Here is a 25,214-nt window from a genome sequence, read left to right as displayed (position 1 = left end):
ATGCTCGGCGCCCACCACAGAACAGGGGCACGGACATGAAAGCCATCGACAGCCTGGACTGGCCACGTATCGAGGCGGACCTCGACCGCGACGGCTGGGCCCTGGTCCGCCAACTGCTGGATCCGCGGGAATGCGCGGCGCTGGCCGACCTCTATGGCGAGCAGGCGCGTTTCCGCTCGCGCATCCGCATGGCCAACCACGGTTACGGCCAGGGCGAATACCAGTACTTCGACTACCCGCTGCCGCCGCTGGTGGCCACACTGCGCACCCGCCTTTACCCGCGTCTGGCGCCGCTGGCCAACCTCTGGCACGAGCGCCTGGGCCTGGAAGGCAGCTTTCCCGCCGAACACGCCGATTTCCTCGAGCACTGCCACGCCGCCGGCCAGCTGCGCCCTACCCCGCTGCTGCTGCGCTATGTCGAAGGCGATTACAACTGCCTGCACCAGGACCTCTATGGCGAGCAGGTCTTCCCGCTGCAACTGGCGGTGCTGCTGTCCGAGCCCGGCCGCGACTTCGAGGGCGGCGAGTTCGTCATCACCGAGCAGCGCCCGCGCATGCAATCGCGGGTGCAGGTGGTGCCCCTGGGCCTCGGCGATGGCGTGCTGTTCGCGGTGAACTTCCGCCCGGCGCAGGGCCTGCGCGGCTACCACAGGGTCCGCCTGCGCCACGGCGTCAGCCAGCTGCGGGGCGGCAGGCGACATACCCTGGGGGTGATCTTCCATGACGCGCTCTGAACGAATTCGACCGCAAGAGTCGGGATGCACGCCCCCGGCTGGCCGCATACTCTCTGCCATGACCGAACGGAAAGCGGAGAGCGCCATGAAGCCCGCAGCCACGACCACCATCGAACAGGACCCGCGCTGGGCCGCCGTGCAGGCACGGGACCCGGCCGCCGACCGGCAGTTCGTCTACGCGGTGAAGACCACCGGCATCTACTGCCGCCCCAGCAGCCCGACCCGCCTGCCGCGTCCGGAGAACGTGGAGTTCTTCGACAGCGCCGAGCAGGCCGAGGCAGCCGGCTATCGCCCCAGCCGTCGCGCCGCAGCCAGCATGACCCACGTGGCCGAGCAGCACGCGGCGCTGGTTGCAGCCGCCTGCCGGCAGATCGAAAGCGCCGAGGAACTACCCGGCCTGGAAGCCCTGGCCGAATCGGCGGGCATGAGTGCCTCGCATTTCCACCGGGTGTTCAAGGCGGTCACCGGATTGACCCCAAAGGCCTACACCCGCGCCCGCCGCGCCCGCAAGGTGCGTGACCAGTTGGGTCCGGGCGCCTCGGTGACCGAGGTGATCTACGACGCCGGCTTCAACTCCAACAGCCGCTTCTACGCCGACTCGGCCCAGGTGCTGGGCATGAAGCCGGCCGACTACCGCGCCGGCGGTGCCAACAACGAGATCCGCTTTGCCCTGGGCGAATGCTCCCTGGGCCACTTCCTGGTGGCGCAGAGCGGCGTCGGTGTTTGCGCCATCCTCCTGGGCGATGACCCGGATGCGCTGCTGCGAGACCTGCAGGACAAGTTTCCCCGCGCACGCCTGATCGGCGGCGACAGCTGCTTCGAGCAGTTGGTGGCCAAGGTCATCGGCTTCATCGAAGCACCCAGGCTGGGCCTGGACCTGCCGCTGGACGTACGCGGCACGGCCTTCCAGGAACGGGTCTGGCAGGCTCTGCGGGAGATTCCCCCAGGCAGTACCGCGAGCTATGCGGAAATCGCCGAGCGCATCGGCTCGCCCCGCGCGGTACGCGCCGTGGCGCAGGCCTGCGCAGCCAACAGCCTGGCAGTGGCCATCCCCTGCCATCGGGTGGTCCGCAGCGACGGCAACCTCTCCGGCTACCGCTGGGGTGTGGAACGCAAGCGCCGCCTGCTGGAGCTCGAGGCCGGGGGGTGAAAGCCTGGACCCTGCTGGGAGCAGACGGGAGGCCATACCCCAGCCCCGCTCCCGGAACCCTGGGTGGGCACCGCACGTCGCGCATCTACGGCCGCCTCGACTGCCCCACCGCCCTGCGCGCCATCGCACGGGGCGGCTATGTGAAGGAGCGGGTGTTCTTTCTCGATGCAGCGACCGCGCAAGCAGCGGGATATCGGCCTTGTGCGCGGTGCATGAAAGACGCATATCGGGAGTGGAAGGCTCATCGCGAATGAATTCGCTCCCACGATTTCAGAAAAGCGATCCCGTCCCGCGTCGCCTGATGGCAGGTTCTGAGCCCCCACAAGCTACTGCGCAACCACCACGGTTCCGCCTTCCCGCGCCGCTTGGGCGATGGCTTCCACGACCCGCAGGTTCTGCAGGCCATCGCGCACACTCACCAGCGGCTCGGCCTCGCCACGGATGACCTGGCAGAAATGCTCCAGCTGGCGCGCCAGCGGGTCTTCGCGCACCAGGTCGGCCACCTCGCAGTTGAAGGGCTTCCACCAGGAGCGGTCCTCCGGCTGGTCGTAGCACTTCAGCCGCATGGTGGGCACGGCCAGGGAACCGCCGGTGCCGGCGATGAGGTAGCAGTCTTCGTCGTCGTAGCTGGGGTAGTCGCGATTCTCCCGGGAGGTCTGCTCCCAGCTGCGGGCCGAAGCGGCGGTGTCCGAGAGCAGGAAGCTGCCCAGGGCGCCGCTGGCGAAGCGCAGGCTGATGGACACCGTGTCCTCCACCGGGAAACCCCGGGTGGCGCTGGAGGCCAGGGCCTGTACGGCGACTATCTCGCCGCACAGCGAGCGCAGGTTGCCGATTTCGTGGATCAGGTTGATCAGCACCGGCCCGCCGCCTGCCTGGCGGCGCCAGGGCGCGGCGTCGAAGTAATCGTCCGGTTTGTAGAACAGCGCACTGCCCATCACTGCCACCAGGTTACCGAGGCGCCCCTCGCGAATGATGGCCCGCGCCCGTTCGAGGATCGGGCTGTGGGCACGGTGGTGACCCACCAGCAGCGGCACCTTAGAGCCCTGCGCGGCCGCCAGCAGGCGCTCGCCTGCTTCCAGCGTATGGGCCACCGGCTTCTCTATCAGCGCCGGCACACCGGCTTGCAGGCAGGTCAGTGCCTGTTCCACATGCAACTGGTTGGGCGTGGCGAGGATGATGCCGTCGGGGCGTCCAGTTTCGAAAATCGCCTCAAGCGAGGGGAACAGCGGCAGGCCGGCGCGCTGCGCCACGGCTTCGGCGGCGGGAGCCGGGTCCACCAGGCCGACGGGGTCGCAGGGGGCGCTGGCCTGGAGGAGTTCGAGGTGGCGCTGGCCGATCAGGCCGGCGCCGGCAATGGCGATGCGGAGTCTGCTCATGTCGTTCGATCGATTCCGGTGGGGGAAGGTCGATCGAGAGACTAATATTCACTATCCAACCGATAATCAGCCCCAATGAAAAATCAGAATGCGCTTTTAGCGAATAATGACCCCTTCCTCCGCGACCTCCTGCTGTTCTGCACCGTGGCGCGGCGCTCCAGCTTCGTCGCCGGCGCGACCGAGCTGGGTATCTCGCCCGCCCATGTCAGCAAGCGCATCGCGATGCTGGAGGAAACCCTCGGGGTCAAGCTGTTCAATCGCACCACCCGGCGAGTGAACATCACCGCTGATGGCGAGGCGGCCTTCCTCTGGGCGCAGAAGATCCTCGAAGACGTGGAAGGCATGGTGGAGGCGCTCTCGGGCCTGAAGGGCGAACCGCGCGGCGTGCTGCGCCTGGCCACCAGCCTGCGCCTGGGGCGGGATTACGTGTCGCCGGTGCTGTCGTTGCTGCGCCAGCGTCATCCGGGACTGGAAGTCTGGCTGGAACTGCTGGACCGGCGGGTGGACCTGATCGGCGAGAACTTCGACATCGACCTGCGCGTGGGCGAGGTGCACGAGCCGCACCTGATCGCCCACAAGATCGCCGAGAGCTACCGCATGCTCTGCGCCGCGCCGTCCTACCTGGCGCGACGCGGGCAGCCGCGTACCCTGGCGGACCTCGCGCAACACGACTGCCTGCTGTTCCGCGAGCGCGAACTGGGGTTCGGCGTCTGGCGCCTGTCCGGCCCGAATGGCGAGGAAACGGTGAAAGTCACCGGCCCCATGGCCTCCAATCACAGCGACGTGGTGCGCCAGTGGGCCCACGAGGGCCACGGGGTGATCATGGCCTCGGTCTGGGATGCCGCCCCGAGTATCCGCGCCGGCAAGCTGGTACGCGTGCTGCCGGCCTACCAGCAGAGCGCCGATGTCTGGGCGGTGACGGCCGCGCGAGCCTCGGGTTCGGCCAAGGTGAAACTCTGCATCGACTTCCTCAAGGAGCAGCTCGCCGAGGGGCCCCACGCGCTGGAGACCCGCCTCTGAGCGGGTCGACAAGCCCGCCAACCTTGGCTAGACCTCCAGGCATATGGTCCCGCCTGTTGCGGGGCAGTCCCTGGCAGGAAGCACCAACGTGACGCTGAGTCCCCTGGATACCCTTCTCCTGGCCGCCCTCGCCCTGCTGCTCGGACGCCTGGTCAACCGCCTGGTCCCCTTGCTGTCCCGCTACAACATCCCCGAACCCATCACCGGCGGCCTGCTGTTCGCCATCGCCCTGGCCATTGCCGGAGCGGCCAGCGACTTCAGTGTGGAATTCGACACCACCATGAAACCCGCCCTGCTGCTGGCGTTCTTCTCCGCGGTGGGGCTGTCGGCGGACCTGGGCATGCTCAAGCACGGCGGCAAGCGCCTGCTGATGTTCGTCATCGCCCTGATCCCCTTCCTGTTCCTGCAGAACATCCTCGGAATACTGGTGGCCTGGGGCCTGGACATGCACCCGCTGATGGGACTGGTGGGCGGCACCATCACCCTGGTCGGCGGTCATGGCACCGGGGCGGCCTATGCCGAGCGCTTCGCCGAGGTGAACAACCTGCAGGCGATCATGGAGCTGTCGATGACCTCCGCCACCCTTGGCCTGGTGGCCGGCGGCATCATCGGCGGGCCGCTGGCGCAATGGCTGATCAAGCGCCACCGACTGGCGGGGAGTGGCGCCACCGGCGAACACCACGAGATCACCGGTGAAACGGCCCCGCCGGTCACCGCGAGCAACTTCCTCAATGTGCTGGCGGCCACCATGGCGGCCCTGGTAGGCGGCCAGTTCCTGGCGGGGATGTTCGGCGAAGGCGCCGTGACCCTGCCGAGCTTCCTCTGGTGCCTGCTGCTGGGCGTGCTGATCCGCAACGTCCTGCCGGTGGCGGGCGTGAGGTTGAACGACGGCGCCATCGACCTGATGGCGTCGGTCACGCTGTCGCTGTTCCTGGTGATCACCATGATGGCGCTGAGCCTGGGCCACGTGGCCAGCGTGGCCGGGCCGCTGCTGGTGATGCTGATCGCCCAGTCGGCGCTGGCCATGGTCTACGGCGCCTGGGTGGTCTACCGCTTCACCGGCCGCGACTACGAAAGCGCCGTGCTATCGGCCGCCTTCTGCGGCTTCGCCATTGGCGCCACGGCCACCGCCGTCGCCAATATGCAGGCCATCGCCCACAAGTACGGCCCGGCGCCGGAGGCCTTCATCGTCGCGCCCCTGGTGGGCGCCTTCCTGATCGACCTGCTCAACGCACTGGTACTCACGGGCTTTCTCGCATTGCCGGGAATGGGAGGTTGACCATGCTGCGTGCCCTCCTCATCGCCCTCCTCGCCCTGGCCGTCACCGCCTGCTCCCGTGGCCCCGACCAGGCGACCCTGGAAACCGAGGTGCAGCAACGCCTGAAGCAGGCCTTCGGCAGCAGCGTGCTCAGCCTTGCCGAGTTGAAGCGGCGCGGTTCTGCCAGGGACGCCAACGCGCCGGAAGGCGAGAAACGCCTGGTGATCTACTTCGACAGCACCCTGAAAGTGGAGCGTGACCAGGACTTCGGCTCCTGGGATTCCCCCGGCGTCGCCAGCCTGATCAGCGCCCTCGGCGCCGGGCCACGCGGGATGTCCGGCATCCGCAATGAAGGCAACCGGCAAGGCGACCTGCTGAGCGCCCACGGCAGCCTGATCTACCGCGAGACGGACAGCGGCTGGGTGGCCGTCGTACCCCAGGGCTTCAAGGCGCCGCCAGCGCCCGAGACCATAGAGCCCGGCGTCGGCCAGACCCGCGAACAACTGGTGGCAGCCATCGGCACCGCGCTGAACCTCGCACCGGGCGGCACCGGGACGAAGGAGCGCGCCATCATCGCCGACGAGTTGAGCCGCTCGCTGAACAATATCCAGGGCCGCCTGAGCCGGCTGCAGGAGGGTTATCCGTTGGCGGGTGGCCCGGCGGCCGGCCAGTACGCGCGACTGGCCCAGGCCATGGCCAGCCTGATGCGGCCGAAGGGCCTGCAACTGACGCCGCTGACCACCGAAGGCGGCCTCGACAACCTGCGCATGCTGCGCCGGGGCGACGTGGTGGTGGCCCTGTCCCAGAGCGACATGGCGCAGTTGGCGGTGAGCGGCAGCGGCCCCTTCACGGAGGTCGGCCCCTACACCGGGCTGCGCGCCCTGGCCAGCCTCTATCCCGAGCCCGTGCATGTGCTGGTGCGCGGCGACAGCCCCATCCATGACCTGGCGGGACTGCGCGGCAAGCGGGTCAACCTCGGCCAGCCGGGCTCGGCCTCGCGGGATACCGCTGTCGCCGTGCTGGCGGCCCATGGCATCGGCACGGCGGACCTCGCGGAAACCACCAGCCTGGACCTGCAGCAGGCGCTGACCGCCATCCGTGACGGCAAGCTGGATGCCACCCTGCAGGTAATAGGCGCTCCCGCCGACAGCATTCGCGCCGCCAGCGAGGCCATGCAGCTGCGACTGCTGCCGCTGGAGGAGTTGGCCATCCGCCAACTGGAAACCAGCCGCCCCGGCACCTTCGCCGCCCAGGTGGCTGCCGCGACCTATCCCAACCAGACGGCGCCAGTGCCCACCATTGCCGTGAGCGCGCTCCTGCTGTGCGACGAACAACTGAGTGCAGGCGAAGCCGAACAGCTTGTGCAACAACTGTTCGCGCCAGACAACGACTGGCTGGCAGCTGGCAGTATCCAGGGCGAGCAGCTGTCCAAAGCCAACGCCCGGCGCGGGCTGGCGATTACGCTGCACGAAGGGGCGTTGAAGGCGTTGGAGAAGCCCTGACTGTCCGTGCCCTCCTGTGGAGGCGAATTCCTCCGCCAAACGGCCAGAGGAGCCGCCGCTGTGGGAGCGAATTCATTCGCGAAATGCCGGACTACGGCACGTAGTCACTCTCCATCACATCCCGATACGCCGTGGCGAAGGCTTTCCAGTCTTCATCGGGCATGGGTTTGCGGTGCTGCTTGAACAGCTCGAAATCGTGCTTGGACGCACTGTAGGCCGTCAGGCGGTGGTTGCTTTTGGCCAGGCCCAGCAAGGCGATCTCCACCTTCCTGTCCCGCTCGCCGCTGACCTTGACGAAGATGTTCTTCGGGTACAGCCGGCCATGCTCCCAGCCTGCCCGGTGCATGCGGCCGATGGTGTTGGCCAGTTGCTGGATCATCTGCTGGCGCAGGTCGGCGGCTTCCGGCTGGGCGTACCACTCTTCGAGGCTGATGAAGCCATCGAGGCTCTCGGTCACCAGCAGCGCCTGCCATTCGGTGTCGGTCTTGCGCGCGGCGCTGAACACCACCTTGGGCACACGGATACCCAGTTGGGCCAGGGCCTGCAGCACCTTCATCTCATGCAGGATGGTGGGCTCGCCGAAGGGATGGACCAGATCGCGGTGGAAGTGGTTGATCTGCCGCTTGCTGTACAGCACCTGGCCATCCGGGCCGTGCAGGCGCTGGATGCCGCTTTCGCCACTCAGGAGCTGGTCCTGGGAATCGAACCACTCGCCGTAGGTATCCCACCACTTGTCGAAGCTGCCTTCCGAAGCGCCGTTGTCGTGCCTGAACCACTGGGTGTTCATGAGAGCACCTCCTCGTGAAGCACCATCGCTCCACCGGGCTACTGCCGAGGCAACCCGACAAGGGCCGCCGCCTGGGACCGGGATAGGCCCCTGGATTCACGTTAGCGCCCTTTTGCCAACTTTGCCGGCGCGTTCCCAGACACCTGGGGGTCGAATCCAGACAACTCCCGGCACAGCGTTAGACCTATGGTGACGGACCTTTCATCAGATCGTTTGGAGCTGAAATGTCCGACTTCATCACCGTTCTGCGCGAAACCTGCCCCACCCCCGTGCTGGATGCCACCAAGTGGAAGCGCATCGGCGGCGATCCGCACACCGTGAACCTCAATGCCTACCTGTCGAAGGACGGCAGCAAGATCATGGGTACCTGGATCTGCACCCCCGGCAAGTTCGAGGTGAACTACGAGAAGTGGGAGTACTGCCACTTCCTGGATGGCTACTGCATCATCACGCCCGAAGGCGAAGCGCCCAAGCACCTGAAGGCTGGCGATGTGTTCGTGATCGAGCCGGGCATGAAGGGCACCTGGGAAGTGGTGGAGACGGTGCGCAAGTACTTCGTATTCGCCTGACCTGTGGGAGCGAACCCACGCGAAACAAAAAGGCCGGGCATTTGCCCGGCCTTTTCCATTCACGTTACCGATCAGGCCTTGTAACGATCCGCCGCCGACGAGCGCGACAGGTTCGGCGCCATGTGGAAGCGCGCGGCGGTGAAGCGGTCCCAGTCTTCTTTTTCCGGCAGCGAGGGAATGGTCACCAGCTCGCCCTGGTCCAGGCCGGCCAGCGCGGCGTCCACCATTTCGCCCACGTCCATGAGGATTTCCTGCGGGATGTTCTCGATGCCGGTGCCCGAGCGTTCCCAGATCTCGGTACGGGTCGCGCCCGGCAGTACCACCTGCACGCGCACACCCTTGTCCTTCACTTCCGCATTCAGCGACTGGCTGAGGTTCAACACGAAGGCCTTGGTACCGCTGTAAGTGCCGTTGAACATTTCCGGTGCCAGCGCCAGCACCGAGGCGATGTTGATGATGGTGCCGCGCCCCTGGGCGACGAAGTTGGCGGCAGCGGCGGCGGCCAGGTGGGTCACGGCCACCACGTTGAGCTGGATCATCGCGTCGAAGCGGTCCAGGTCGGTGTCCAGCAAGCTGCCGCTGATGGCCACACCGGCGTTGTTCACCAGCACGCTGATGGCGGCGTCGCTGCGCAGGCGCTGGGCCACGCGGGTCAGGTCGGCCCGGTCGGTCAGGTCGGCCTTCAGCACTTCCACCTTCACGCCCGCCTGCTCGCGCAGCTGGGCGGCCAGGGCCTCCAGGCGGTTCTGGTCACGGGCGACCAGCAGCAGGTCATGGCCCCGTTCGGCCAGGCGCTTGGCATAGGTGGCGCCGATGCCGGTGGATGCGCCAGTGATCAGGGCAACGCCTTGGTGCTTCTGTTCGCTCATGGTTCTGTCTCCAGGGAAAGGGCTTGGGGTTCCAAGCGATGGGCTTAAATTACACTCGTAATATTACGAGTGCAATATATCTTCACCAACCATTCGTCGTCAGGTCCCTATGGTGCTGATTTGCTGTGGGGGCGATTTCAATCGGCAAGGGTTGCGAAGCAACCCCGGGGGGGGCAGACCTTCGGCCTGCTTGGCGAATGAGTTCGCCCCTACAGGAAGTTGGTCGCACAAAGAATGCGGGCAATAAAAAACGGCGCGCGGGCAGCAATCCCGAGCGCCGTAAAACTGCCTAGCAGCTGTGGTGTCGGACCGCCGGCCCTGGTCGCCGGCAGTCCGTAGTGGGGCTGGAAACAGCCCCGACTTCCGCGCGGTGATTACCACCGCGATGTGCTTTCAGTTCAGCAGCACTGCCGCCATCCGGTCGATCGCCTGGCGCTGGAATGCACGGAACTCGGCATTGGGCTGCTGCCCTTCCAGCATCGGCAGGAAGGGGTCTTCGACTGCCGTCCGCACCCCGGCCAACTCTTCGATTACCGCATGGCCGCAGAACGGTACGTAGGCCTCCGCATAGCCCCCTTCGTGAACCAGCACCAGCCGCCCGCCACAGAGCCGGTCGGCCGCCTCCCGCAAAATGGCCGTCATCGCGCGGAACGATTCGCTGTGCAGCAGCATCCGCGCCAGCGGGTCCACGCCGTTGGCGTCGAAGCCGCAGGCGACCACTATCAGCTCCGGTTCGAAACGCTCCAGCGCCGGCACGATGACTCGCTCCATGGCGTAGCGGTAGGCGTCGTCGCCGCTGCCCGGGAACAACGGCAGGTTGAGGTTGTATCCAAGCCCGGTGCCGGTGCCCCGCTCCGCCACTGCGCCCTGACCGACAGGGAAGCAGTTGTCCTGGTGGATCGACAGGGTCAGCACATCGTCGCGGCCGTAGAAGATCGATTGGGTTCCGTTGCCGTGGTGTACATCCCAGTCCAGTACGGCCACCCGGCCGACACCGTGGCGGGCCTTGGCGGTTTCCACGGCGACAGCAATGTTCGCCAGGTAGCAGAACCCCATGCCGCGATCCGCCAGGCAGTGGTGGCCCGGCGGGCGCGACAGGGCATAGGCGTTGTCCAGCTCGCCACGCAGTACGGCATCTACGGCGGCAATGGCCAGCCCTGCCGACTGCCGGGCAATTTCATAGGTACCCGGCCCGACGGCAGCCTCCTCGCCCAGCTCACCGTGGCCAGCGTCACTCATGGCCTTGAAGCGCTCCAGGTACTGGGCCGGATGGACCCGCAGCAGGTCCTCCTTGGCTGCCATCGGCGCGCTGGATAGCACCAGTCGGTCACTCAGTCCGGACACGTCCATCAGGCTTTTCAGCCGGCGCTTGGTCTCCGGCGATTCGGCATGGCCGGAACCGCTTGGCGGCTGCAGCCACCCCCCCACCGGCAGCACCAGGCTATGCAGCCCGGCAGCGTGCCAGAAACAGCGCTCGTCGAAGAAAAATCCGCTACGACGGGTCATCAGGCACCTCCTTGAGCGGTCTGGGCCAGGGCACGGGTCCGGCCACCGAGGCGGCAGGCCAGGTAGTAAACCGGCGAGATCACACCCAGGCCAACGATCCAGGAAATATCGGCACCGTCCATGGCGCGTGCCACCGGGCCGGTATAGAGGGCGGTGGACATGAAGGGGATCTGCACGATGATGCCGAGCACGTAGCAGTTGACCGCCGTCCAATTGCAGCGACCGTAAAGGCCACCATCACGACGGAAGAACGACGGCAGGTCGTAGCGGCCGTGGGCCACCAGGTAGTAGTCCACCAGGTTGATGGCGCTCCAGGGCACCAGCACGTACAGCAGGAGGAGAATGAAGTTGGTGTAGTTGACCATGAAATCGTCCTGCCCCAGCAGCGCCAACGCCAGCGAGCCCGAGAACAGGATCAGCGAGATGAGGATGCGTGCACCGGCCCCGGCCGACCAGGACGGCACGAGGGTCTGCCCCACGGTGATGGTGGACAGGGCACCGCAGTACAGGTTCATGGCGTTGGTAGCAGCGATGCCGATGGAGAGCACCGCCACCAGCAAGGCACTGAGGCCGCCGGTGGCCTCGATCAGGCCACCCACCACGTCATCGCCGTCGATACTCAGGGCCACCATCACCCCCAGCAGCATGGGCAGAAGCGAGCCCAGGCAGCAGCCCCAGTAACTGGACCAGAAGGCGCTACGCGAACCCGTGGCTTCCGGCAGGTAACGGGAGTAGTCGGACACGTAGGGCGCATAAGCCAGTTGCCAGAGCGCAGCCACCGACAGGGTGCCGAGAAATCCGGCCAGGGAGGTTTCATTGCGCTCAAGGAAGTCCGCCGGCAGGCCGTGGCCGAACACCAGCCAGACGAAGGCAAGCAACAATACCGCGCCGGAAAGATAGGTCATGACGCGGGTGTAGGCGTGGATCAGGCGATAGCCCACCGACGCCGCCACCAGGCTGATGAAGCCCACCAGAAGGATGCCGACGTTGGTGTTGACGGCCGGGAAACGACCGTGCAGCGACTGGCCACCCAGCACCAGGTTCGAGGCGAAGAAGCCGAGGTACATCACGACGACGAGGGCCACCACCAGCAGGGAGCCGAAGGAGCCGAACTGGCCGCGGGTCTGCACCATCTGGGGCACGCCGAGTTGTGGCCCCTGGGCCGAGTGCAGGGCCATGAACACGCCCCCCACCAGGTTGCCCAGTACCAGCGCTGCCAGTGCGGAAAAGAAGGGCAGTTTGAACACGGTCACCGCGAGGGCGCCGGTAATTACGGTCAACAGGATCAGGTTGCAGCCGAACCAGATGGTGAACAGGTCCCGTGGGCGCCCATGGCGCTCCTCGGCGGAGATCGGCTGGATCGTACTCAGTTCCAGCGCCGGAGCCTGTGGATTGTCATTGTTATGCATGCCAGGTCTCGCACTCGTTTATTGGGGATGAGCGCCGCCCCGGCAGTCCGGAGCAAACCGAAGCACCGCCGTCGTCAGCGCAGATCCGGGAATGGCTGCCCCGGTCCAGATCCGGACCGGGGCAGTCGACAGGGACTTAGAAGCGTCCCAGTTCCTGCGCGGTGCGATCCACCGCGATTTTCGTCTTGCTCACCAGCTCGTCGATCTCGCCGCGAGTGGCTACCAGCGCCGGCGCCATGATCATGCGGCCGAGGGTGGAGCGGATGATCAGGCCTTCCTCGAAGCCGATGGTGCGGCAACGCCAGGCGATGTCGTTCTCGTTCTCGAAGCGCTTGCGGGTGGCCTTGTCCTCGGCCAGCTGCAGCGCGGCGACGAAGCCGGTGCCCTGGATATCGCCCACCAGCGGGTGGTTGCCGAAGACTTCACGCAGGCACTGCTGCAGGTAAGGGCCGGTGTCGTTCTTCACCTGGGTGACCACACCTTCGTCACGCAGCGCCTTGAGGTTGGCGATGGCCACGGCCGCCGCCACCGGGTGCCCGGAGTAAGTCAGGCCGTGAGCGAACACACCGCCCTGCTCCACCAGGGCTTCGGCCATGCGCTTGCTGAGGATCAGGCCACCCATGGGGATGTAGCCGGAGGTCAGGCCCTTGGCGATGGACAGGGTGTCCGGCTCGAAGCCGAAGTGCTGGTGGGCGAACCACTCGCCGGTGCGACCGAAGCCGCCGATCACTTCGTCAGCGCACAGCAGCACGTCGTACTTGCGGCAGATGCGCTGGATTTCCGGCCAGTAGGTTTCCGGCGGGAAGATCATGCCGCCCGCGCCCTGGAAGGGTTCGGCGACGAACGCGGCCACCTTGTCGGCGCCCAGTTCGAGGATTTTCTCCTCCAGCTGGCGGGCGGCACGCAGGCCGAACTCCTGCGGAGTCAGGTCGCCGCCGTTGGCGAAGTAGTACGGCTCGTCGATGTGCGCGATGTCCGGCAGCATGCCGCCCATTTCGTGCATGAACTTCATCCCGCCAAGCGCCGTGGCGCCCAGGGTGGAGCCGTGGTAGCCGTTCCAGCGGCCGATCATGATCTTCTTCTCGGGCTTGCCGAGGATCTGCCAGTAGCGGCGCACGGTGCGGATCAGCACCTCGTTCGCCTCGGAGCCGGAGTTGGTGTAGATGGCGTGGCTGTAGTGCCCCGGCAGCAGGCTGAACAGCAGTTCCGACAGTTCGACCACGGCCGGGTGGGTGGTGTGGAAGAACATGTTGTAGTACGGCAGCTGCTCCAGCTGGCGGGTAGCGGCAGCGGTGAGGTCCTTGCGGCCGTAGCCGAGGTTGGTGCACCACAGGCCGGACATGCCGTCGAGGTAGCGCTTGCCGTCGTTGTCCCAGAGGTGGAGGCGCTCGCCGCCAACGATCACCCGCGGCCCTTCGGCGTTCAGCGCCTTCTGGTCGAGGAAGGCATGGATGTGGTGGGCCGCATCGGATGCCTGGTAGTCACGGGTTTCGCGTTGGGCCTGGAATTGAGCGTTCATTGTTAGGGGTCTCCTCGTCCCGGTATTCAGTGGTACCGATGCTGGCTGAAGCTGCCGGGCAGCGAAATTACTAAATTTGTCTTCGGGCTATACGAAAAAGCTGCCCTGCCCGCCAGACGCCCTGGCGCCAGGCACCTGGCGGGGTGCAAGGCCGGCGGGCAGAGGCACGGGCGACGAACTGCACGCCGCCCGGCCAGTGGCCTCAGTGAGGCTTGTCCAGTTCGTTGTGCAGCAGCCCGAGGATCTCCCGCTTCATCTCGATGAACTGGCGCTCCATCACCATGTCCATGTCCCGCGGGCGCGGCATGGGCACCTCCATCTCGCGCTTGATCCGCCCCGGCCGCGCACCCATCACGTAGACCCGGTCGCCCAGCAGGATGGCCTCGTCTATGTCGTGCGTGACGAACACCACGGTCTTCTTGCTGTGCTCCCAGACCCTTAGCAGCAATTGCTGCATCTGCATGCGGGTCTGGCTGTCGAGGGCGCCGAAGGGCTCGTCCATCAGCAGGATCTGCGGGTCGTTGGCCAGGGCCCGGGCGATGGCCACCCGCTGCATCATGCCGCCGGAGAGCTGCTTGGGATAACGGTCGGCGAACTGCGTCAGGCCTACCTCGTTGAGGTAGAAGTCGACGATCTCCTCCCGCTCGGCACTGACCATGCCCTTGCGCTTCAAACCGAACTCGATGTTCTGCCGCACGCTGAGCCAGGGGAACAACGTGTAGCTCTGGAACACCATGCCACGGTCGGCGCCCGGCCCTTCCACCCGCTTGCCACCGACGCAGATGCTGCCCGAGGTGGGTTCGGCCAGGCCGGCGGTGAGGTAGAGCAGGCTCGACTTGCCGCAGCCGGATGGCCCCACCAGCACGGCGAACTGCTGGTCCGGAACGCTGAGCGAAACGTTCTCCAGGGCGGTGAAGGTCTGCCCGTCCGGTGTGCTGTAGCGCAGGCAGACCTGCTCCACCCGCAACCGGTCCTGCTGGTTGCCGGTTGCCGCCTGATTGACGGCCGCATCTCTGTGCATTGCGGTTACTGAGCCCATGAAGCCACCTTCAGTCGGAGCAGACGGAACAGCTGATCGGTCACCAGGCCGAGCAGGCCGATGATGGCGATGGCGAGGAAGATCACGTCCACCTGGAAGCCGCGCATGGCCTTCAGGCTGATGTATCCCAGGCCGCTGCTGGCGGCGACCAGTTCGGCCACCACCAGGTAGGTCCAGGCCCAACCCATGGTCACCCGCAGGGTATCCAGCACGCCGGGCAAGGATGCCGGGCCGAGGACGTGGAAGATCACGTCGCGGCGGTTCGAGCCGAGGGTGTAGGAGGCGTTGATCAGGTCCTTGGAAACGCCCTTGGACACGTCCGCGATCATCACCAGTTGCTGGAAGAACACGCCGAAGATGATCACCGTCACCCGCTGCTCCAGGCCGATGCCGATCCAGAGGATGAACAGCGGCACGAAGGAGGTCACCGGCAGGTAGCGGATGAAGTTCACCAAGGGTTCGAGGAACGCCTGGACGATGCGGAAACTGCCCATCAGGAGCCCCAGCGGCACCGCCACCAGGGACGACAGGATGAAGCCGATCAGCACCACTTCGACGCTGGCCAGCACGTGTTTGCCGAGGGTGCCGTCGGCGGCCAGTCGCCCGGCTGCCTCCAGTACCGCGCCCGGTGTCGGCAGGAACATCGACGGCACCAGCCCGCCGTAGGACAGCCCGGCCCACAGGCCGAGCACCAGCAGCCAGCCGAGGGTGCTGGCACTCAGTATCAGCCGCGCCGGCAGGTCGACCTTGGGGGTCAGACAGCGGCTGAGCCAGTTCTGCTTGGAAGTCATATCGGCTCTCCGCTCAGGGGGTGACGAACCGGGTATCGACCAGGTCGTCGTAGCTGACGGCAAAGGGCTTGCCCTGCAGGCTGCTCCAGGTTTCGTTGGCCAGGCGGATCACCTCCTGGATCTGCCCCGGCTTGCCGGGCGTGCCCAGCAGCGTCTCACTCATGGCCTGGTCGTAGAAACGCACGCCCTTGGCGGCGTTGGCCAGCTCGGCCGGGTCGGAGAGATAGCCGCCGACACCCTTGGCCATGATTTCGTGGGCCTTCTCGGGGTTGTCGCGGGTGAACTGCACAGCCTTGTACAGGCCCTTGACCAGCGCCTTCACATCCTCCGGCTGCTTCTCGATCACATCGCAGGACAGGGCCACGACGTCGACGATCACGCCAGGCGTCTCGGTGCTGTCGATCAGCACCTTGCCCTCGCCCTTCTGGCGCACCATCGACAGGTGCGGCTCCCAGGTCACGGCGGCGGGCACGCGACCGGCGATGAAGGCGGTCGCGGCGTCGTCCGCGGTCATGTTCTGCACGTCCAGGTCAGCCATGCTCATGCCGTTGCGCTTGAGCAGGTAGGACAGCCAGAACTGCGAGACGGAGCCTTCGTTGACCGCCACCGACTGGCCCTTCAACTCCTTCAGGCTGGTGACCTTGTCGCTCACCAGCACGCCGTCGCCGCCATAGCTGTCGTCGAGCGCGGCCACGGCCTTGAAGCAGAATTCGCCAGAGCGGTACTTGAGCACTTCGTCGATGGTCGATGCCGAGCCGGAGAGCTGGCCGGACGCCTGGGCGGCCATGTACATCGAGGCCTCTTCCATGGTGGTCAGTTCGACGTCCAGGCCCTGCTCCTTGAAGAAGCCGAGATCGCGGGCCAGGTACAGGGTGCCGTAGCCGACCCAGGTGGTATGGCCGATGGACAGGGTGCCGGCCTGCGCGCCAGTGACGACGCCTGCGGCCAGGGCGGTGCAGCAAAGGGGTTTGGTGATGTGTCGCAGCGAGGCTTTGAACATGGAACAGTCTCCCGCAGCCTGATGGCTTTGCTTGTTGTTGGATTGCAGGGCAGTTGCTGGCCAGAAGGCCAAGGTCGTTCCACTGCGCCGGCCTCTGGCGGGCCGGCGGCAGGCAGGGGCCCGGCACGCTGCCGGGCGGGATCGGGGCCGGACCGGCCCCGGGTGAATCGGTCACAGGGTCAGTGGGTGCCCTCCAGGGCTTCGGGGCGGAACAGGTCCTTGCGCATCACGACCTTGATCCAGACCAGCGCGATCACCGACACCAGCCCCAGCACGACGCCGGCGATGCCGAAGATCTTTCCGGTCATGTCCGGGCTCGGCGAGGCGTACCAGATGGCGTAGAGCATCCCGGCGATGCCGAAGAGCTGCGGCAGCGGATAGAACGGCGTCTTGAACGGGCGGGCGATGGCCGGATAGCGGCGGCGCAGGGCAATGACATCCAGGTGGACGATGATGTAGGCCAGCAGCCAGGCCAGCGCGGCGGCCAGCAGGAGCAGGTTGACCGAAGCGGCGTCCTGCCCCAGCACCAGGATCGGCAGGCCGGTGATGGCTGACACGAACAGCACCGACACCCAGGGGGTACGGGCGCGCGGGCTGAGGCGCTTGAAGATGGGGAAGGCCTGGCCGTTCTGCGCCATGCCGTAAAGCATGCGCGGAATGGACGCGAGCGAGGAGTTCAGGGTGCTGAAGGTGGCGGTCACCGAGGCGATCACCAGGAACAGCTCACCGGCCTTGCCGAACACCTTGGTGGCGAACAGATAGTGCGGCAGTGCGTCGGTGGTCAGCGCTTCCTGCGGCACCATGAACAGCGCACCCAGGCAGTAGAGGCCGATGGTGAGGAAGATCACCGTCAGGCCGATCATCATCGAGCGCGGGATGTTGCGTTCCGGCCGTTTGGTTTCCTCCACCAGCGGGCAGACGAACTCGGCGCCGACGAAACCCCACACAGCCAGCGCGGTGAGGGTCAGCACCCCGGCGCCCATGGGGTTCCAGTCGCCCTGGATCACGGTGCTGGCGGTGTCGCTCGGCGCACCTTCGACGATGGCGGCGATGCCCAGCAACAGCAGCACGAACACCATCACCACCGCCAGCGCGGTCTGCAGCTTGGCGAAGATGTCGATGCCCATCAGGTTGAGGATGGTGAACAGGCCGAGCACGCCGAATGCGATGCTGAAAGGCGGGAACACGCCGGGGTAGATCTTGCCGACGATCAGGTCGAGCAGCAGCAGTTCCGCCGACAGCGCGAACATGGCCACTACCACGTAGCCGGAGAAGGTCGCGAGGATGGCCGGGAAGTGCCCCAATGCCACTTCGGTGTAGCTGGAAAGACCGCCAGCGCGGGGAATCATCAGCGACAGTTCGGAGAAGGAACACGCGTAACTCAGGGCCAGCAGGTAGGCCAGCCCCAGCGGCACGATGAAGCCCAGGCCGGAGAAACCGGCACCTTGCAGCATCAGCACCATCACCCCCTGGGACACCACCAGGCCGATGGCGACGGACAGCAGCGCCCCCAGACCCAGCACCCGGCGGAAACCACCCGCCTCCGCCTGCCCATGGGCAGGAACGGACACACTTGCGCTCATGACACTCTCCAATCTTGTATTTGTTATGCGCCCGCCCGGCCGTGGATGCCGGCGGGCCTGGCAGTACCGGAAACGGCGGCGCCGTTCCCGTCAGTCACGCCGCTCCCGGCCGCCACGCGTGGCGGCCAAGGGGCGCGAATTTCAGCGTGCCGCCCAGGCGTTGAAGCGTTCTTCCAGCTCCTCGCCGTGGTTGACCCAGAACTCGGCGCTGACCAGCTGCGCCTCGGCCAGGTTGGCCGGTGCGGTGGGCAGTTGTGCCTGGGTTGCGGCGGGCAAGGCGGCCAGGGCGTCCTTGTGGACCGGGCCGTAGGGGATCTGGCTGGAGAAGGTCTTCTGGGTTTCCGCCTGGCTGGCGAAAGCGATGAAGCGTTCGGCGAGCGCCTTGTTCGGGCTGCCGCGGACGATGGCCCAGTGGTCCGGGTCGTAGAGGTTGCCGTTCCAGACGATGGCGAGCTTCGAACCTTCCTTCTGCGCGGCAGCGATGCGGCCGTTGTAGGCAGCGGACATCACCACGTCACCGGCCACCAGCCATTGCGGCGGCTGGGCGCCGGCTTCCCACCACTGGATGTGCGGCTTGATCTCATCCAGCTTGCGGAAGGCACGCGCCACGCCATCCGGGGTTTCCAGTACCTTGTAGAGGTCTTCGCGCTTCACCCCGTCGGCCAGCAGTGCCGCCTCAAGGGTGTACTTGGCTCCCTTGCGCAGGCCGCGCTTGCCGGGGAAACGCGAGACATCCCAGAAGTCCGCCCAGGAGCTGGGCGCACTGGCCAGTTTGTCGGCGTTGTAGGCCAGCACCATGGACCAGACGTAGCTGGCCACGCCGCACTCGCTGACCGTGCCGGGCATGTAGCTGGCGGACTGGCCGAGCACGGCCGGGTCCATGCGCTCGAACAGCCCTTCCTCGCAACCGCGCAGCAGTTCGGGGCTTTCCACTTCCACCACGTCCCAGGTGACCTGGCCGATGTCCACCATGGCTTTCACCTTGGACAGCTCGCCGTTGTACTCGCCAGCCACCACCTTGCCGGCGCCGCTCTGTTCGAAGGGTTTGAAATAGGCCTCTTCCTGCGCGGCCTTGGTGGCGCCGCCGAAGGAGATCACGGTGAGGTTGGAGGACTCGGCCAGGGCTGGCGCGCTGGCAGCGGCCAGCAGGGCGATACCGAGGGTGGCACGGATGCACGGTAAGGACTTGAGCATGGAAACTCCCTCACTACTTGTAAGTTGTGGTCAGTTGCTGAGGCAGTCATGAGCCCGCGCGTGGCACCACGCGGCAGGATGTGTTTCTTGTTATGGGCGGTCGCGCACTGCAGTGGCACGCGGCCGGTTGAACAGGTTGTTTAACGAAGCTGGAACCAGGTGGTTTTCAGCTGGCTGTACTTGTCGAAGGAATGCAGCGAGAGGTCGCGGCCGAAGCCGGACTGCTTGCCGCCGCCGAAGGGCACGGAGACGTCCAGGGCGTCTACCGTGTTCACCGATACCGTTCCCGCCTTGAGCGCACGGGCGACCCTGTGGGCGCGGTGCAGATCGTCGCTCCACACCGAAGCGGCCAGGCCGTAGATGCTGTCATTGGCCAGACGCAGGGCTTCTTCTTCGGTATCGAAGGCACTGACGGCCAGCACCGGTCCGAACACTTCGTCTCGCGCCAACTGCATATCGCTGTGCACGTCGGCGAAGACGGTGGGTTCGACGAAGTTGCTGGAGCCGTTGAAGGTCAGGCGGCGACCACCTGCGAGCAGCCGCGCGCCCTCGCCTTGCGCCCCTTCGATGAAGGTCATGACGCGGGCGGTCTGCCCGGCATCGACAATGGCGCCGGCACGGCTGGCCGGGTCCAGCGGATCACCCGGCATCCAGTCGCGGGACTTGGCCAGCAGGCGCTCGATGAATTCGTCCTGGATGGAGCGTTGCACGTAGAGGCGTGAGTTGGCCGAGCAGACTTCGCCCTGGTTGAAGAAGATGCCGAAGGCGGCCTTCTCGGCGGCGAGGTCCAGGTCGCGGCAATCCTCGAAGATCAGGTTCGGGCTCTTGCCGCCGCATTCCAGCCAGACCTGCTTGAGGTTCGACTGCGCCGAGTACTGCATGAAGTATTTGCCCACCTGGGTGGAACCGGTGAACACCAGGCAATCCACGTCGGGGTGCAGGCCGAGGGCCTTGCCGGCGTGCTCGCCCAGGCCCGGCACCACGTTCAGCACGCCTTCCGGCAGGCCCGCTTCCAGCGCCAGTTCGGCCAGGCGCAAGGCGGAGAACGGCGACTGCTCGGCGGGCTTGAGCACCACGCTGTTGCCGGCGGCCAGAGCCGGCGCCAACTTCCAGGCCGCCATGTCGAGGGGGAAGTTCCAGGGCACCACGGCGGCGACCACGCCCAGCGCTTCGCGGGTGATGGTGGCCAGGGCGTTTGGCGCGGTGGGAGCGACCTGGTCGTAGAGCTTGTCCAGCGCCTCGCCGTACCAGGCGAACACATGGGCCGCGCCCGGTACGTCGATGTTGTAGGCATCCATCACCGGCTTGCCCATGTTCAGCGAGTCCAGCAGGGCCAGCTCCTCGCGGTGGGCGAGCATCAGCTCGGAGAGGCGCAGCAGCACTTTCTTGCGTTCCACCGGTGCCATGCGTGCCCAGGGGCCTTCGTTGAAGGCGCGGCGCGCAGTAGCGACCGCCAGGTCCACCTCGGCCTCGCCACAGGCGGCGACGCGGGCCAGCAACTGGTTGGTGGCCGGGTTGATCGAGTCGAAGGTTGCGCCAGAGGCGGCGGACACCTGGCGACCGCCGATCAGCGCCTTGTCAGTGAATGCTTGCCGGGCAGCTCGCTGCTGCCAATAGCCGAGATCGAACACGCTGCACTCCCAGATCGACCGTCTGCGCGGTCACGTTGTTATTCGGGTCGAGGCAGATGGTGCGCCAGCTTCCGGCAGAGGAAAATTATTAAAAATATGCTCGAGTCATATGAAAAAACTCGGCAGCTCGTGCGGCCTCGCAGGTGCCGCCTGCGGTAAGGTTCACCCCATAACGACAAGCACAGAGAGCCCCCTCGCGCGTGCGCAGGCGGCCAACGACAGAGGTGCCCGTGGCTACCTATACCTTGCGACAACTGAAGTATTTCGTGACGACCGTGGAGGCCGGCAGCGTGGCCGAGGCCTCACGCAAGCTGTACATCGCCCAGCCGTCCATCTCCACCGCCATCAAGGGCCTGGAAGAGAGCTTCGGCGTGCAGCTGTTCATCCGCCACCACGCCCAGGGCGTGTCGCTGACGCCCAGCGGCACACGCTTCTACGAGAAGGCCCAGGAGCTGCTGCGGGTAGCCCGCGAGTTCGAACAGAACGCCCTTGCCGACAACGACATCGTCGCCGGGCAGATCGACATCGGTTGCTTCGAGACCGTCGCCCCGCTCTACCTGCCCCAGCTCATCGCCGGCTTCCGCGAGCAGTATCCCGGCGTGGACATCCGCATCCGCGACGGCGAGCAGCAGGAGCTGGTCCAGGGCCTGACCGCCGGCACCTTCGACCTGGCCTTCCTCTACGAACACGACCTGGACAGCACCATCGCCACCGAACCGCTGATGCCGCCGCAAAAGCCGTACGCCCTGCTGCCGGAGAACCACCGCTTCGCCAGCCAGGCCCAGGTGTCCCTGCGCGACCTCTGCCTGGAGCCGATGATCCTTCTGGACGTGCAGCCGAGCCGAACCTACTTCGTCAGCCTGTTCCACGAGCTGGGCCTGACGCCCAACATCGTGTTCAGCTCGCCGTCGATCGAGATGGTGCGCGGCATGGTCGGCCAGGGCTTCGGCTTCTCCCTGCTGGTCACCCGTCCCCATTCGGAGTGCACCTACGACGGCAAGAAGGTGGTCACCGTCGACATCGCCGAACCCGTCGCCACCTCCGGCCTGGTCGCCGCCCGCCTCAAGCGCGGCCAGCTCACCAAGCCAGCGCAGCTGTTCGTGGACTTCTGCCGCGAACGCCTGGCCCGGAAGACCCACGACGTCCCGTAGGTTGATCAGAGCGCAGCGAGGCCCAACGACTTTGCAGGATGTGGTTGAGCAATACGGTCCCTATCGGCCTTGATCGATGGGTATCGCAAGCTCCACCCATCCTGCGAGCAGCGCCAACGCCTGCAAGAGAGGCGCAGGCTCAGCCATTGCGCAATGGAATCCGCTGCGGGCGCCTTTCCCGGGCGAGCCTGCGGGCGGTGTCCACGAAGGGCGTGACGATCAGGCCGTAGATCGTCAGGTAGCGCTCGCGGTCCTGTTCCCCGGTGCCGAAGCGGACTGCCTCGGGCTTCGAAGTGGTGACGTAGAGGGTGCCGAACATCCAGTCCCAGAGCGACAGGTTGGTACCGAAGTTCTTGTTGAAGTGCCGGGGCGCGTCGCTGTGGTGAATCTGATGCTGGGCCGGGCTGTTCAACACATGCTCGACCAACGGCCCGAACGACAGCCAGACATGGCTGTGACGCAGGTTCGCCGCCAGGCCATTGAAGATGAACACCAGATAGGTCACGCCGAACAGGGTGTAGCGGCTGACCTCCCCGCCGCAGGCGTACCAGAAGACTCCGGCATAGAGACCGAGAAGAATGCCAACGGCCAGCTTCTCGACGATCTTTTCCAGGAAGTGCACCCGGCTCGCGGTCGCCGGCACCAGCACGGGCGCCGAATGATGAACCTTGTGGAACGCCCAGAGCCAGCGGGAATGGAAAGCCCGATGAGCCCAGTAATGCGTGAAATCCTTCAGCAGGAACACCCCCAGCCCGTAGAGCAGGGAGAGCGAAAGGTTCTGGCCGAGCTGCGGACGCGCGCCCCACAGGTTGCTGAAGAAGGCGATGTAATCCCCGGATTTCAGGATGTACGGGTCCACCAGGCCAACGATGGGCACGACCAGCGCAACCTTCAGGATCGCGCGCACGAAGTAGTAGCGGTAATCCAGCCAGGCCGAGCGGTGGAAATACACCCGGCTCCCGCCGATGAACTGCCAGAACGAACGCGCGTCCGTGAGCCCCCGATGCCTCCGGTAGCGGAACAGGCCGTAGGCGATGCTGTAGGACAGGAGAAGAAACAGAACGCCGAGACGGCCGTTCAGGTCGAAGATCCCGAGAAACTGCTCGGCGACCGGCTCGATGACCAGTTCGGTCAGGCGCTCATAGGCAAGCGAGAGAACGTCCATGAACGACTGACCTTCGGGGATGGGATTGGGTATTTGGAATCGTGTGGTAATTGCGAAGCATTTATACCCGATACCGCCTACAGAAGTGGAGCTTTCGTAGACGAAATGGAGCCAAGGCGAGTCGGGAGGTTGGGCTGAGCCCGGAATCGGTGCACGTGGTGTTCAGCCGGGTAGCGGCGTTGCGTGAACTCCTTCGCCGCGTCGTGCGGGTCTTTGTCGTTGTGGGAGAGAATTCATTCGCGATTGAAATCCTTCCCACATTGAGCGGTCCGCAACCCTCTCACGGCTCCCGCACTACCGCCGCCTCGCCGATGGCATAGAAATGGCCGCCGGCGATGTAGTGCAGGCTGCGCCAGCGCGCGTCGGCCTGTTCGAACTGCCAGTGGCCGTCCTTGAACACACGGGTATCGGCCCAGGCGCCGACCACCTCACCGATGAACAGGTCGTAGGCCTGCTGGTTGTGGGGTTCGGGGATCAGTTTGCAGATCAGCCAGGCAGAGCTGCCCTCCACCAGGGGCACGTCGAAGCCCTCCATGCGGAACAACTCGACGCCGCTCTGCGCCAGCTTGTCCGGTAGCTCATTGAGGCTGCGGGTGCCGACCTTGTAGGTGAGCTCCAGTTGGCCGAGGTTGGGCACCTGAAGGGCAAAGTAGCCACTCTTTTCCACCAGCGCGCGGGTGCGGGTGGCCTTGTCCAGCACCACGGTCACCTTCGGTGGCGAGAAGTCCAGGGCGCAGGACCAGGCGGCGGCCATGACATTGTCGACGCCGTCGTGGCTGGCGGATACCAGCACGGTGGGGCCGTGATTCAGCACGCGATAGGCGCGGTCCAGCGCCACCGGCGCGATGTGTTCGTTCATGGATAACCTCGTTCGGGAAGGTGCCGACTGCATGCCGCAGCCTGCTCGGGCAGTGCGCGAATTATGCGGATTGCAGGGCGCGCTCACCACACGCGGCATCCATCCGAGTCCGGCGCCCCACCCCGTCGCTCAGCCTTCGATACCACTGTCCCGCCAGTACGCCTTCAAGTGCTCGATGAACACCTTCACCTTGCGCGTATTGCGCCGGTGGGTGAGGTAGAGCACGTAGACCTGCGGACCGAAGCCGCTGGGCTCGCGCCAGTATTCGGGCATTACTTCCACCAGTTCGCCGCTTGCGAGGTAAGGAGCGGCGCTCCATTGCGGAATGAATTGCAGGCCCAGGCCATCCAGCAGGCAGGCCAGCAGGAAGTCGTAGTTGTCGCTGGCCAGGCGCGGCACCGGTTGGCTGAGACGGATGCGCTGGTCGCCCTTGGTCACCCACCAGAAATGCCGGTTGAGCAGCGGGTGGCGAAAGATCAGCCAGTCGTGCTGCAGGTAGTTTTCCAGGGTCACGTCCCCGCCTCGCTGCGCCAGATAGCGGGGGCTGGCGCAGAGGGTGATGCGGTTTTCCACCAGGGGCTGGGCGATCACGCCGGGCAGGTCGGTGGGCCCGTCGCGCAGGGCCAGGTCGTAGCCGCCATCCACCAGATCCACATAGGTGTCCGAGAGGTCCACCTCCAGGTGCACATGCGGGTATTCGCGCAGGAAACGGCAACACACGGCATTGAGGAAGGCCGGGCCGAAGGATGGCGGCGCCGTGATGCGCAGGCTGCCGCGCAACTCGTGCTGCAACTGTTCGACGCCCTCGCCGGCCAGTTGCAGCTGCATCAGCGCCTGGCGGGCGCCCTCCAGGTAGATGTGCCCGGCCTCGGTGAGGGACATCCGACGAGTGGTGCGCTCGAACAGCTTGGTGCCCAGCCCCTCTTCCAGTTGCGCCACGGCCTTGGTCAGGGACGACGGCGTGGTGCCGAGCTGCTCGGCGGCGCGGCTGAAATTGCCCTGTTCGGCGGCGGCCACGAACATGCCCAGCGCGGTCAATCGGTCCATTTTTATTTCCACTTCAGAAAAGAAGTTATGCCGCCCCCGGCGTTATTCCCGGCGC

23 protein-coding genes are annotated in these 25,214 nt (G+C 65.9%); 8 read left to right on the top strand and 15 right to left on the bottom strand.

The window, feature by feature from the left end; genetic code table 11:
- Positions 1–35: 35 nt before the first annotated feature.
- From FXN65_RS08955 to FXN65_RS08945, 3 genes are all read left to right on the top strand, one after another.
- The gene (locus tag FXN65_RS08955; RefSeq protein ID WP_151132733.1) at positions 36–734 is read left to right on the top strand and encodes a 2OG-Fe(II) oxygenase; all 699 of its coding nucleotides are present in this window, start codon (positions 36–38) and stop codon (positions 732–734) included.
- A gap of 85 nt (positions 735–819) precedes the next feature.
- Positions 820–1,884, top strand: coding sequence for a bifunctional DNA-binding transcriptional regulator/O6-methylguanine-DNA methyltransferase Ada (gene ada / locus FXN65_RS08950; RefSeq protein WP_151132732.1), 1,065 nt, complete (start codon positions 820–822; stop codon positions 1,882–1,884).
- The gene (locus FXN65_RS08945) at positions 1,881–2,138 is read left to right on the top strand and encodes an Ada metal-binding domain-containing protein (RefSeq protein WP_151132731.1); all 258 of its coding nucleotides are present in this window, start codon (positions 1,881–1,883) and stop codon (positions 2,136–2,138) included. Before ada ends, FXN65_RS08945 begins: the two co-directional genes overlap by 4 nt.
- 72 nt (positions 2,139–2,210) lie before the next feature.
- Here the strand turns inward: FXN65_RS08945 and FXN65_RS08940 are convergent, their stop codons facing one another.
- A complete protein-coding gene (locus FXN65_RS08940) occupies positions 2,211–3,260 on the bottom strand; it encodes a Gfo/Idh/MocA family protein (RefSeq protein ID WP_151132730.1) in 1,050 nt (349 codons plus the stop codon).
- A 75-nt stretch (positions 3,261–3,335) separates the two neighbouring features.
- On the opposite strand from FXN65_RS08940, the gene FXN65_RS08935 reads away from it, so the two are divergent.
- From FXN65_RS08935 to FXN65_RS08925, 3 genes are all read left to right on the top strand, one after another.
- Positions 3,336–4,280: a LysR family transcriptional regulator gene (locus FXN65_RS08935; RefSeq protein WP_151132729.1), complete on the top strand. Its 945-nt coding sequence runs from the start codon at positions 3,336–3,338 to the stop codon at positions 4,278–4,280.
- 88 nt (positions 4,281–4,368) lie between these two features.
- On the top strand, positions 4,369–5,559 hold the full coding sequence (gene gltS / locus FXN65_RS08930) for a sodium/glutamate symporter (RefSeq protein WP_151132728.1): 1,191 nt from the start codon (positions 4,369–4,371) through the stop codon (positions 5,557–5,559).
- Between the two features lie 2 nt (positions 5,560–5,561).
- Positions 5,562–7,040 carry a TAXI family TRAP transporter solute-binding subunit gene (locus tag FXN65_RS08925; protein WP_151132727.1) on the top strand — a complete coding sequence of 493 codons (1,479 nt, stop codon included), beginning with the start codon at positions 5,562–5,564 and terminating at the stop codon, positions 7,038–7,040.
- 91 nt (positions 7,041–7,131) lie between these two features.
- On the opposite strand, the gene FXN65_RS08920 is transcribed toward FXN65_RS08925, so the two are convergent.
- Entirely contained in the window at positions 7,132–7,827 is a 696-nt protein-coding gene (locus FXN65_RS08920; protein ID WP_151132726.1) for a lipopolysaccharide kinase InaA family protein, read from the bottom strand.
- Positions 7,828–8,051: 224 nt separating this feature from the next.
- On the opposite strand from FXN65_RS08920, the gene FXN65_RS08915 reads away from it, so the two are divergent.
- The gene (locus FXN65_RS08915; protein ID WP_151132725.1) at positions 8,052–8,396 is read left to right on the top strand and encodes a cupin domain-containing protein; all 345 of its coding nucleotides are present in this window, start codon (positions 8,052–8,054) and stop codon (positions 8,394–8,396) included.
- A gap of 71 nt (positions 8,397–8,467) precedes the next feature.
- Here FXN65_RS08915 and FXN65_RS08910 read toward each other — a convergent pair whose 3' ends face one another.
- The 10 genes from FXN65_RS08910 to FXN65_RS08865 all read right to left on the bottom strand — a co-directional run bounded on the left by FXN65_RS08910 (position 8,468) and on the right by FXN65_RS08865 (position 20,937).
- Complete coding sequence (locus FXN65_RS08910; protein WP_151132724.1) at positions 8,468–9,265, bottom strand: SDR family NAD(P)-dependent oxidoreductase; 798 nt, start codon at positions 9,263–9,265, stop codon at positions 8,468–8,470.
- A 393-nt stretch (positions 9,266–9,658) separates the two neighbouring features.
- Positions 9,659–10,771, bottom strand: coding sequence for a class II histone deacetylase (locus tag FXN65_RS08905; RefSeq protein WP_151132723.1), 1,113 nt, complete (start codon positions 10,769–10,771; stop codon positions 9,659–9,661).
- Positions 10,771–12,180 carry a purine-cytosine permease family protein gene (locus FXN65_RS08900; RefSeq protein WP_151132722.1) on the bottom strand — a complete coding sequence of 470 codons (1,410 nt, stop codon included), beginning with the start codon at positions 12,178–12,180 and terminating at the stop codon, positions 10,771–10,773. Before FXN65_RS08900 ends, FXN65_RS08905 begins: the two co-directional genes overlap by 1 nt.
- A 136-nt stretch (positions 12,181–12,316) precedes the next feature.
- The gene (locus FXN65_RS08895; protein ID WP_151132721.1) at positions 12,317–13,699 is read right to left on the bottom strand and encodes an aspartate aminotransferase family protein; all 1,383 of its coding nucleotides are present in this window, start codon (positions 13,697–13,699) and stop codon (positions 12,317–12,319) included.
- A gap of 202 nt (positions 13,700–13,901) precedes the next feature.
- A complete protein-coding gene (locus FXN65_RS08890; RefSeq protein ID WP_151132720.1) occupies positions 13,902–14,738 on the bottom strand; it encodes an ABC transporter ATP-binding protein in 837 nt (278 codons plus the stop codon).
- A complete protein-coding gene (locus FXN65_RS08885; RefSeq protein ID WP_151132719.1) occupies positions 14,726–15,529 on the bottom strand; it encodes an ABC transporter permease in 804 nt (267 codons plus the stop codon). The genes FXN65_RS08890 and FXN65_RS08885 overlap by 13 nt, the downstream gene beginning before the upstream one ends.
- Before the next feature lie 13 nt (positions 15,530–15,542).
- Positions 15,543–16,529 carry an ABC transporter substrate-binding protein gene (locus tag FXN65_RS08880; protein WP_151132718.1) on the bottom strand — a complete coding sequence of 329 codons (987 nt, stop codon included), beginning with the start codon at positions 16,527–16,529 and terminating at the stop codon, positions 15,543–15,545.
- A 179-nt stretch (positions 16,530–16,708) separates the two neighbouring features.
- Complete coding sequence (locus FXN65_RS08875; protein WP_151132717.1) at positions 16,709–18,112, bottom strand: APC family permease; 1,404 nt, start codon at positions 18,110–18,112, stop codon at positions 16,709–16,711.
- A 141-nt stretch (positions 18,113–18,253) separates the two neighbouring features.
- On the bottom strand, positions 18,254–19,306 hold the full coding sequence (locus tag FXN65_RS08870) for an ABC transporter substrate-binding protein (RefSeq protein WP_151132716.1): 1,053 nt from the start codon (positions 19,304–19,306) through the stop codon (positions 18,254–18,256).
- 140 nt (positions 19,307–19,446) lie between these two features.
- A complete protein-coding gene (locus FXN65_RS08865; protein ID WP_151132715.1) occupies positions 19,447–20,937 on the bottom strand; it encodes an aldehyde dehydrogenase in 1,491 nt (496 codons plus the stop codon).
- A 230-nt stretch (positions 20,938–21,167) separates the two neighbouring features.
- Here FXN65_RS08865 and FXN65_RS08860 point away from each other — a divergent pair, with 230 nt between their 5' ends.
- A complete protein-coding gene (locus FXN65_RS08860) occupies positions 21,168–22,088 on the top strand; it encodes a LysR family transcriptional regulator (RefSeq protein ID WP_151132714.1) in 921 nt (306 codons plus the stop codon).
- Positions 22,089–22,227: 139 nt separating this feature from the next.
- On the opposite strand, the gene FXN65_RS08855 is transcribed toward FXN65_RS08860, so the two are convergent.
- From FXN65_RS08855 to FXN65_RS08845, 3 genes are all read right to left on the bottom strand, one after another.
- Positions 22,228–23,253: a sterol desaturase family protein gene (locus tag FXN65_RS08855; RefSeq protein WP_151132713.1), complete on the bottom strand. Its 1,026-nt coding sequence runs from the start codon at positions 23,251–23,253 to the stop codon at positions 22,228–22,230.
- A gap of 280 nt (positions 23,254–23,533) precedes the next feature.
- Positions 23,534–24,112 (bottom strand): flavin reductase family protein, encoded by a 579-nt coding sequence (locus FXN65_RS08850; RefSeq protein WP_151132712.1) that lies wholly within the window; start codon positions 24,110–24,112, stop codon positions 23,534–23,536.
- A gap of 129 nt (positions 24,113–24,241) precedes the next feature.
- The gene (locus FXN65_RS08845) at positions 24,242–25,159 is read right to left on the bottom strand and encodes a LysR family transcriptional regulator (RefSeq protein ID WP_151132711.1); all 918 of its coding nucleotides are present in this window, start codon (positions 25,157–25,159) and stop codon (positions 24,242–24,244) included.
- Positions 25,160–25,214 lie beyond the last annotated feature (55 nt).

Origin of the sequence: Pseudomonas lalkuanensis (assembly GCF_008807375.1) — a bacterium.
Classification (GTDB): Bacteria; Pseudomonadota; Gammaproteobacteria; order Pseudomonadales; family Pseudomonadaceae; genus Metapseudomonas; species Metapseudomonas lalkuanensis.
The sequence above is the reverse complement of the archived record's forward strand: the minus strand, read 5'-3'. Positions and strand labels throughout refer to the sequence as shown.

What these genes read in the sequence shown, in the direction of transcription:
- FXN65_RS08955 (WP_151132733.1), top strand. Translation starts at nt 36, where the DNA reads ATGAAAGCCATCGACAGCCTGGACTGGCCACGTATCGAGGCGGACCTC.
- ada (WP_151132732.1), top strand. Translation starts at nt 820, where the DNA reads ATGAAGCCCGCAGCCACGACCACCATCGAACAGGACCCGCGCTGGGCC.
- FXN65_RS08940 (WP_151132730.1), bottom strand. Translation starts at nt 3,260, where the DNA reads ATGAGCAGACTCCGCATCGCCATTGCCGGCGCCGGCCTGATCGGCCAG.
- FXN65_RS08935 (WP_151132729.1), top strand. Translation starts at nt 3,336, where the DNA reads ATGAAAAATCAGAATGCGCTTTTAGCGAATAATGACCCCTTCCTCCGC.
- FXN65_RS08925 (WP_151132727.1), top strand. Translation starts at nt 5,562, where the DNA reads ATGCTGCGTGCCCTCCTCATCGCCCTCCTCGCCCTGGCCGTCACCGCC.
- FXN65_RS08920 (WP_151132726.1), bottom strand. Translation starts at nt 7,827, where the DNA reads ATGAACACCCAGTGGTTCAGGCACGACAACGGCGCTTCGGAAGGCAGC.
- FXN65_RS08915 (WP_151132725.1), top strand. Translation starts at nt 8,052, where the DNA reads ATGTCCGACTTCATCACCGTTCTGCGCGAAACCTGCCCCACCCCCGTG.
- FXN65_RS08910 (WP_151132724.1), bottom strand. Translation starts at nt 9,265, where the DNA reads ATGAGCGAACAGAAGCACCAAGGCGTTGCCCTGATCACTGGCGCATCC.
- FXN65_RS08905 (WP_151132723.1), bottom strand. Translation starts at nt 10,771, where the DNA reads ATGACCCGTCGTAGCGGATTTTTCTTCGACGAGCGCTGTTTCTGGCAC.
- FXN65_RS08900 (WP_151132722.1), bottom strand. Translation starts at nt 12,180, where the DNA reads ATGCATAACAATGACAATCCACAGGCTCCGGCGCTGGAACTGAGTACG.
- FXN65_RS08895 (WP_151132721.1), bottom strand. Translation starts at nt 13,699, where the DNA reads ATGAACGCTCAATTCCAGGCCCAACGCGAAACCCGTGACTACCAGGCA.
- FXN65_RS08890 (WP_151132720.1), bottom strand. Translation starts at nt 14,738, where the DNA reads ATGGGCTCAGTAACCGCAATGCACAGAGATGCGGCCGTCAATCAGGCG.
- FXN65_RS08885 (WP_151132719.1), bottom strand. Translation starts at nt 15,529, where the DNA reads ATGACTTCCAAGCAGAACTGGCTCAGCCGCTGTCTGACCCCCAAGGTC.
- FXN65_RS08880 (WP_151132718.1), bottom strand. Translation starts at nt 16,529, where the DNA reads ATGTTCAAAGCCTCGCTGCGACACATCACCAAACCCCTTTGCTGCACC.
- FXN65_RS08875 (WP_151132717.1), bottom strand. Translation starts at nt 18,112, where the DNA reads ATGAGCGCAAGTGTGTCCGTTCCTGCCCATGGGCAGGCGGAGGCGGGT.
- FXN65_RS08870 (WP_151132716.1), bottom strand. Translation starts at nt 19,306, where the DNA reads ATGCTCAAGTCCTTACCGTGCATCCGTGCCACCCTCGGTATCGCCCTG.
- FXN65_RS08855 (WP_151132713.1), bottom strand. Translation starts at nt 23,253, where the DNA reads ATGGACGTTCTCTCGCTTGCCTATGAGCGCCTGACCGAACTGGTCATC.
- FXN65_RS08850 (WP_151132712.1), bottom strand. Translation starts at nt 24,112, where the DNA reads ATGAACGAACACATCGCGCCGGTGGCGCTGGACCGCGCCTATCGCGTG.
- FXN65_RS08845 (WP_151132711.1), bottom strand. Translation starts at nt 25,159, where the DNA reads ATGGACCGATTGACCGCGCTGGGCATGTTCGTGGCCGCCGCCGAACAG.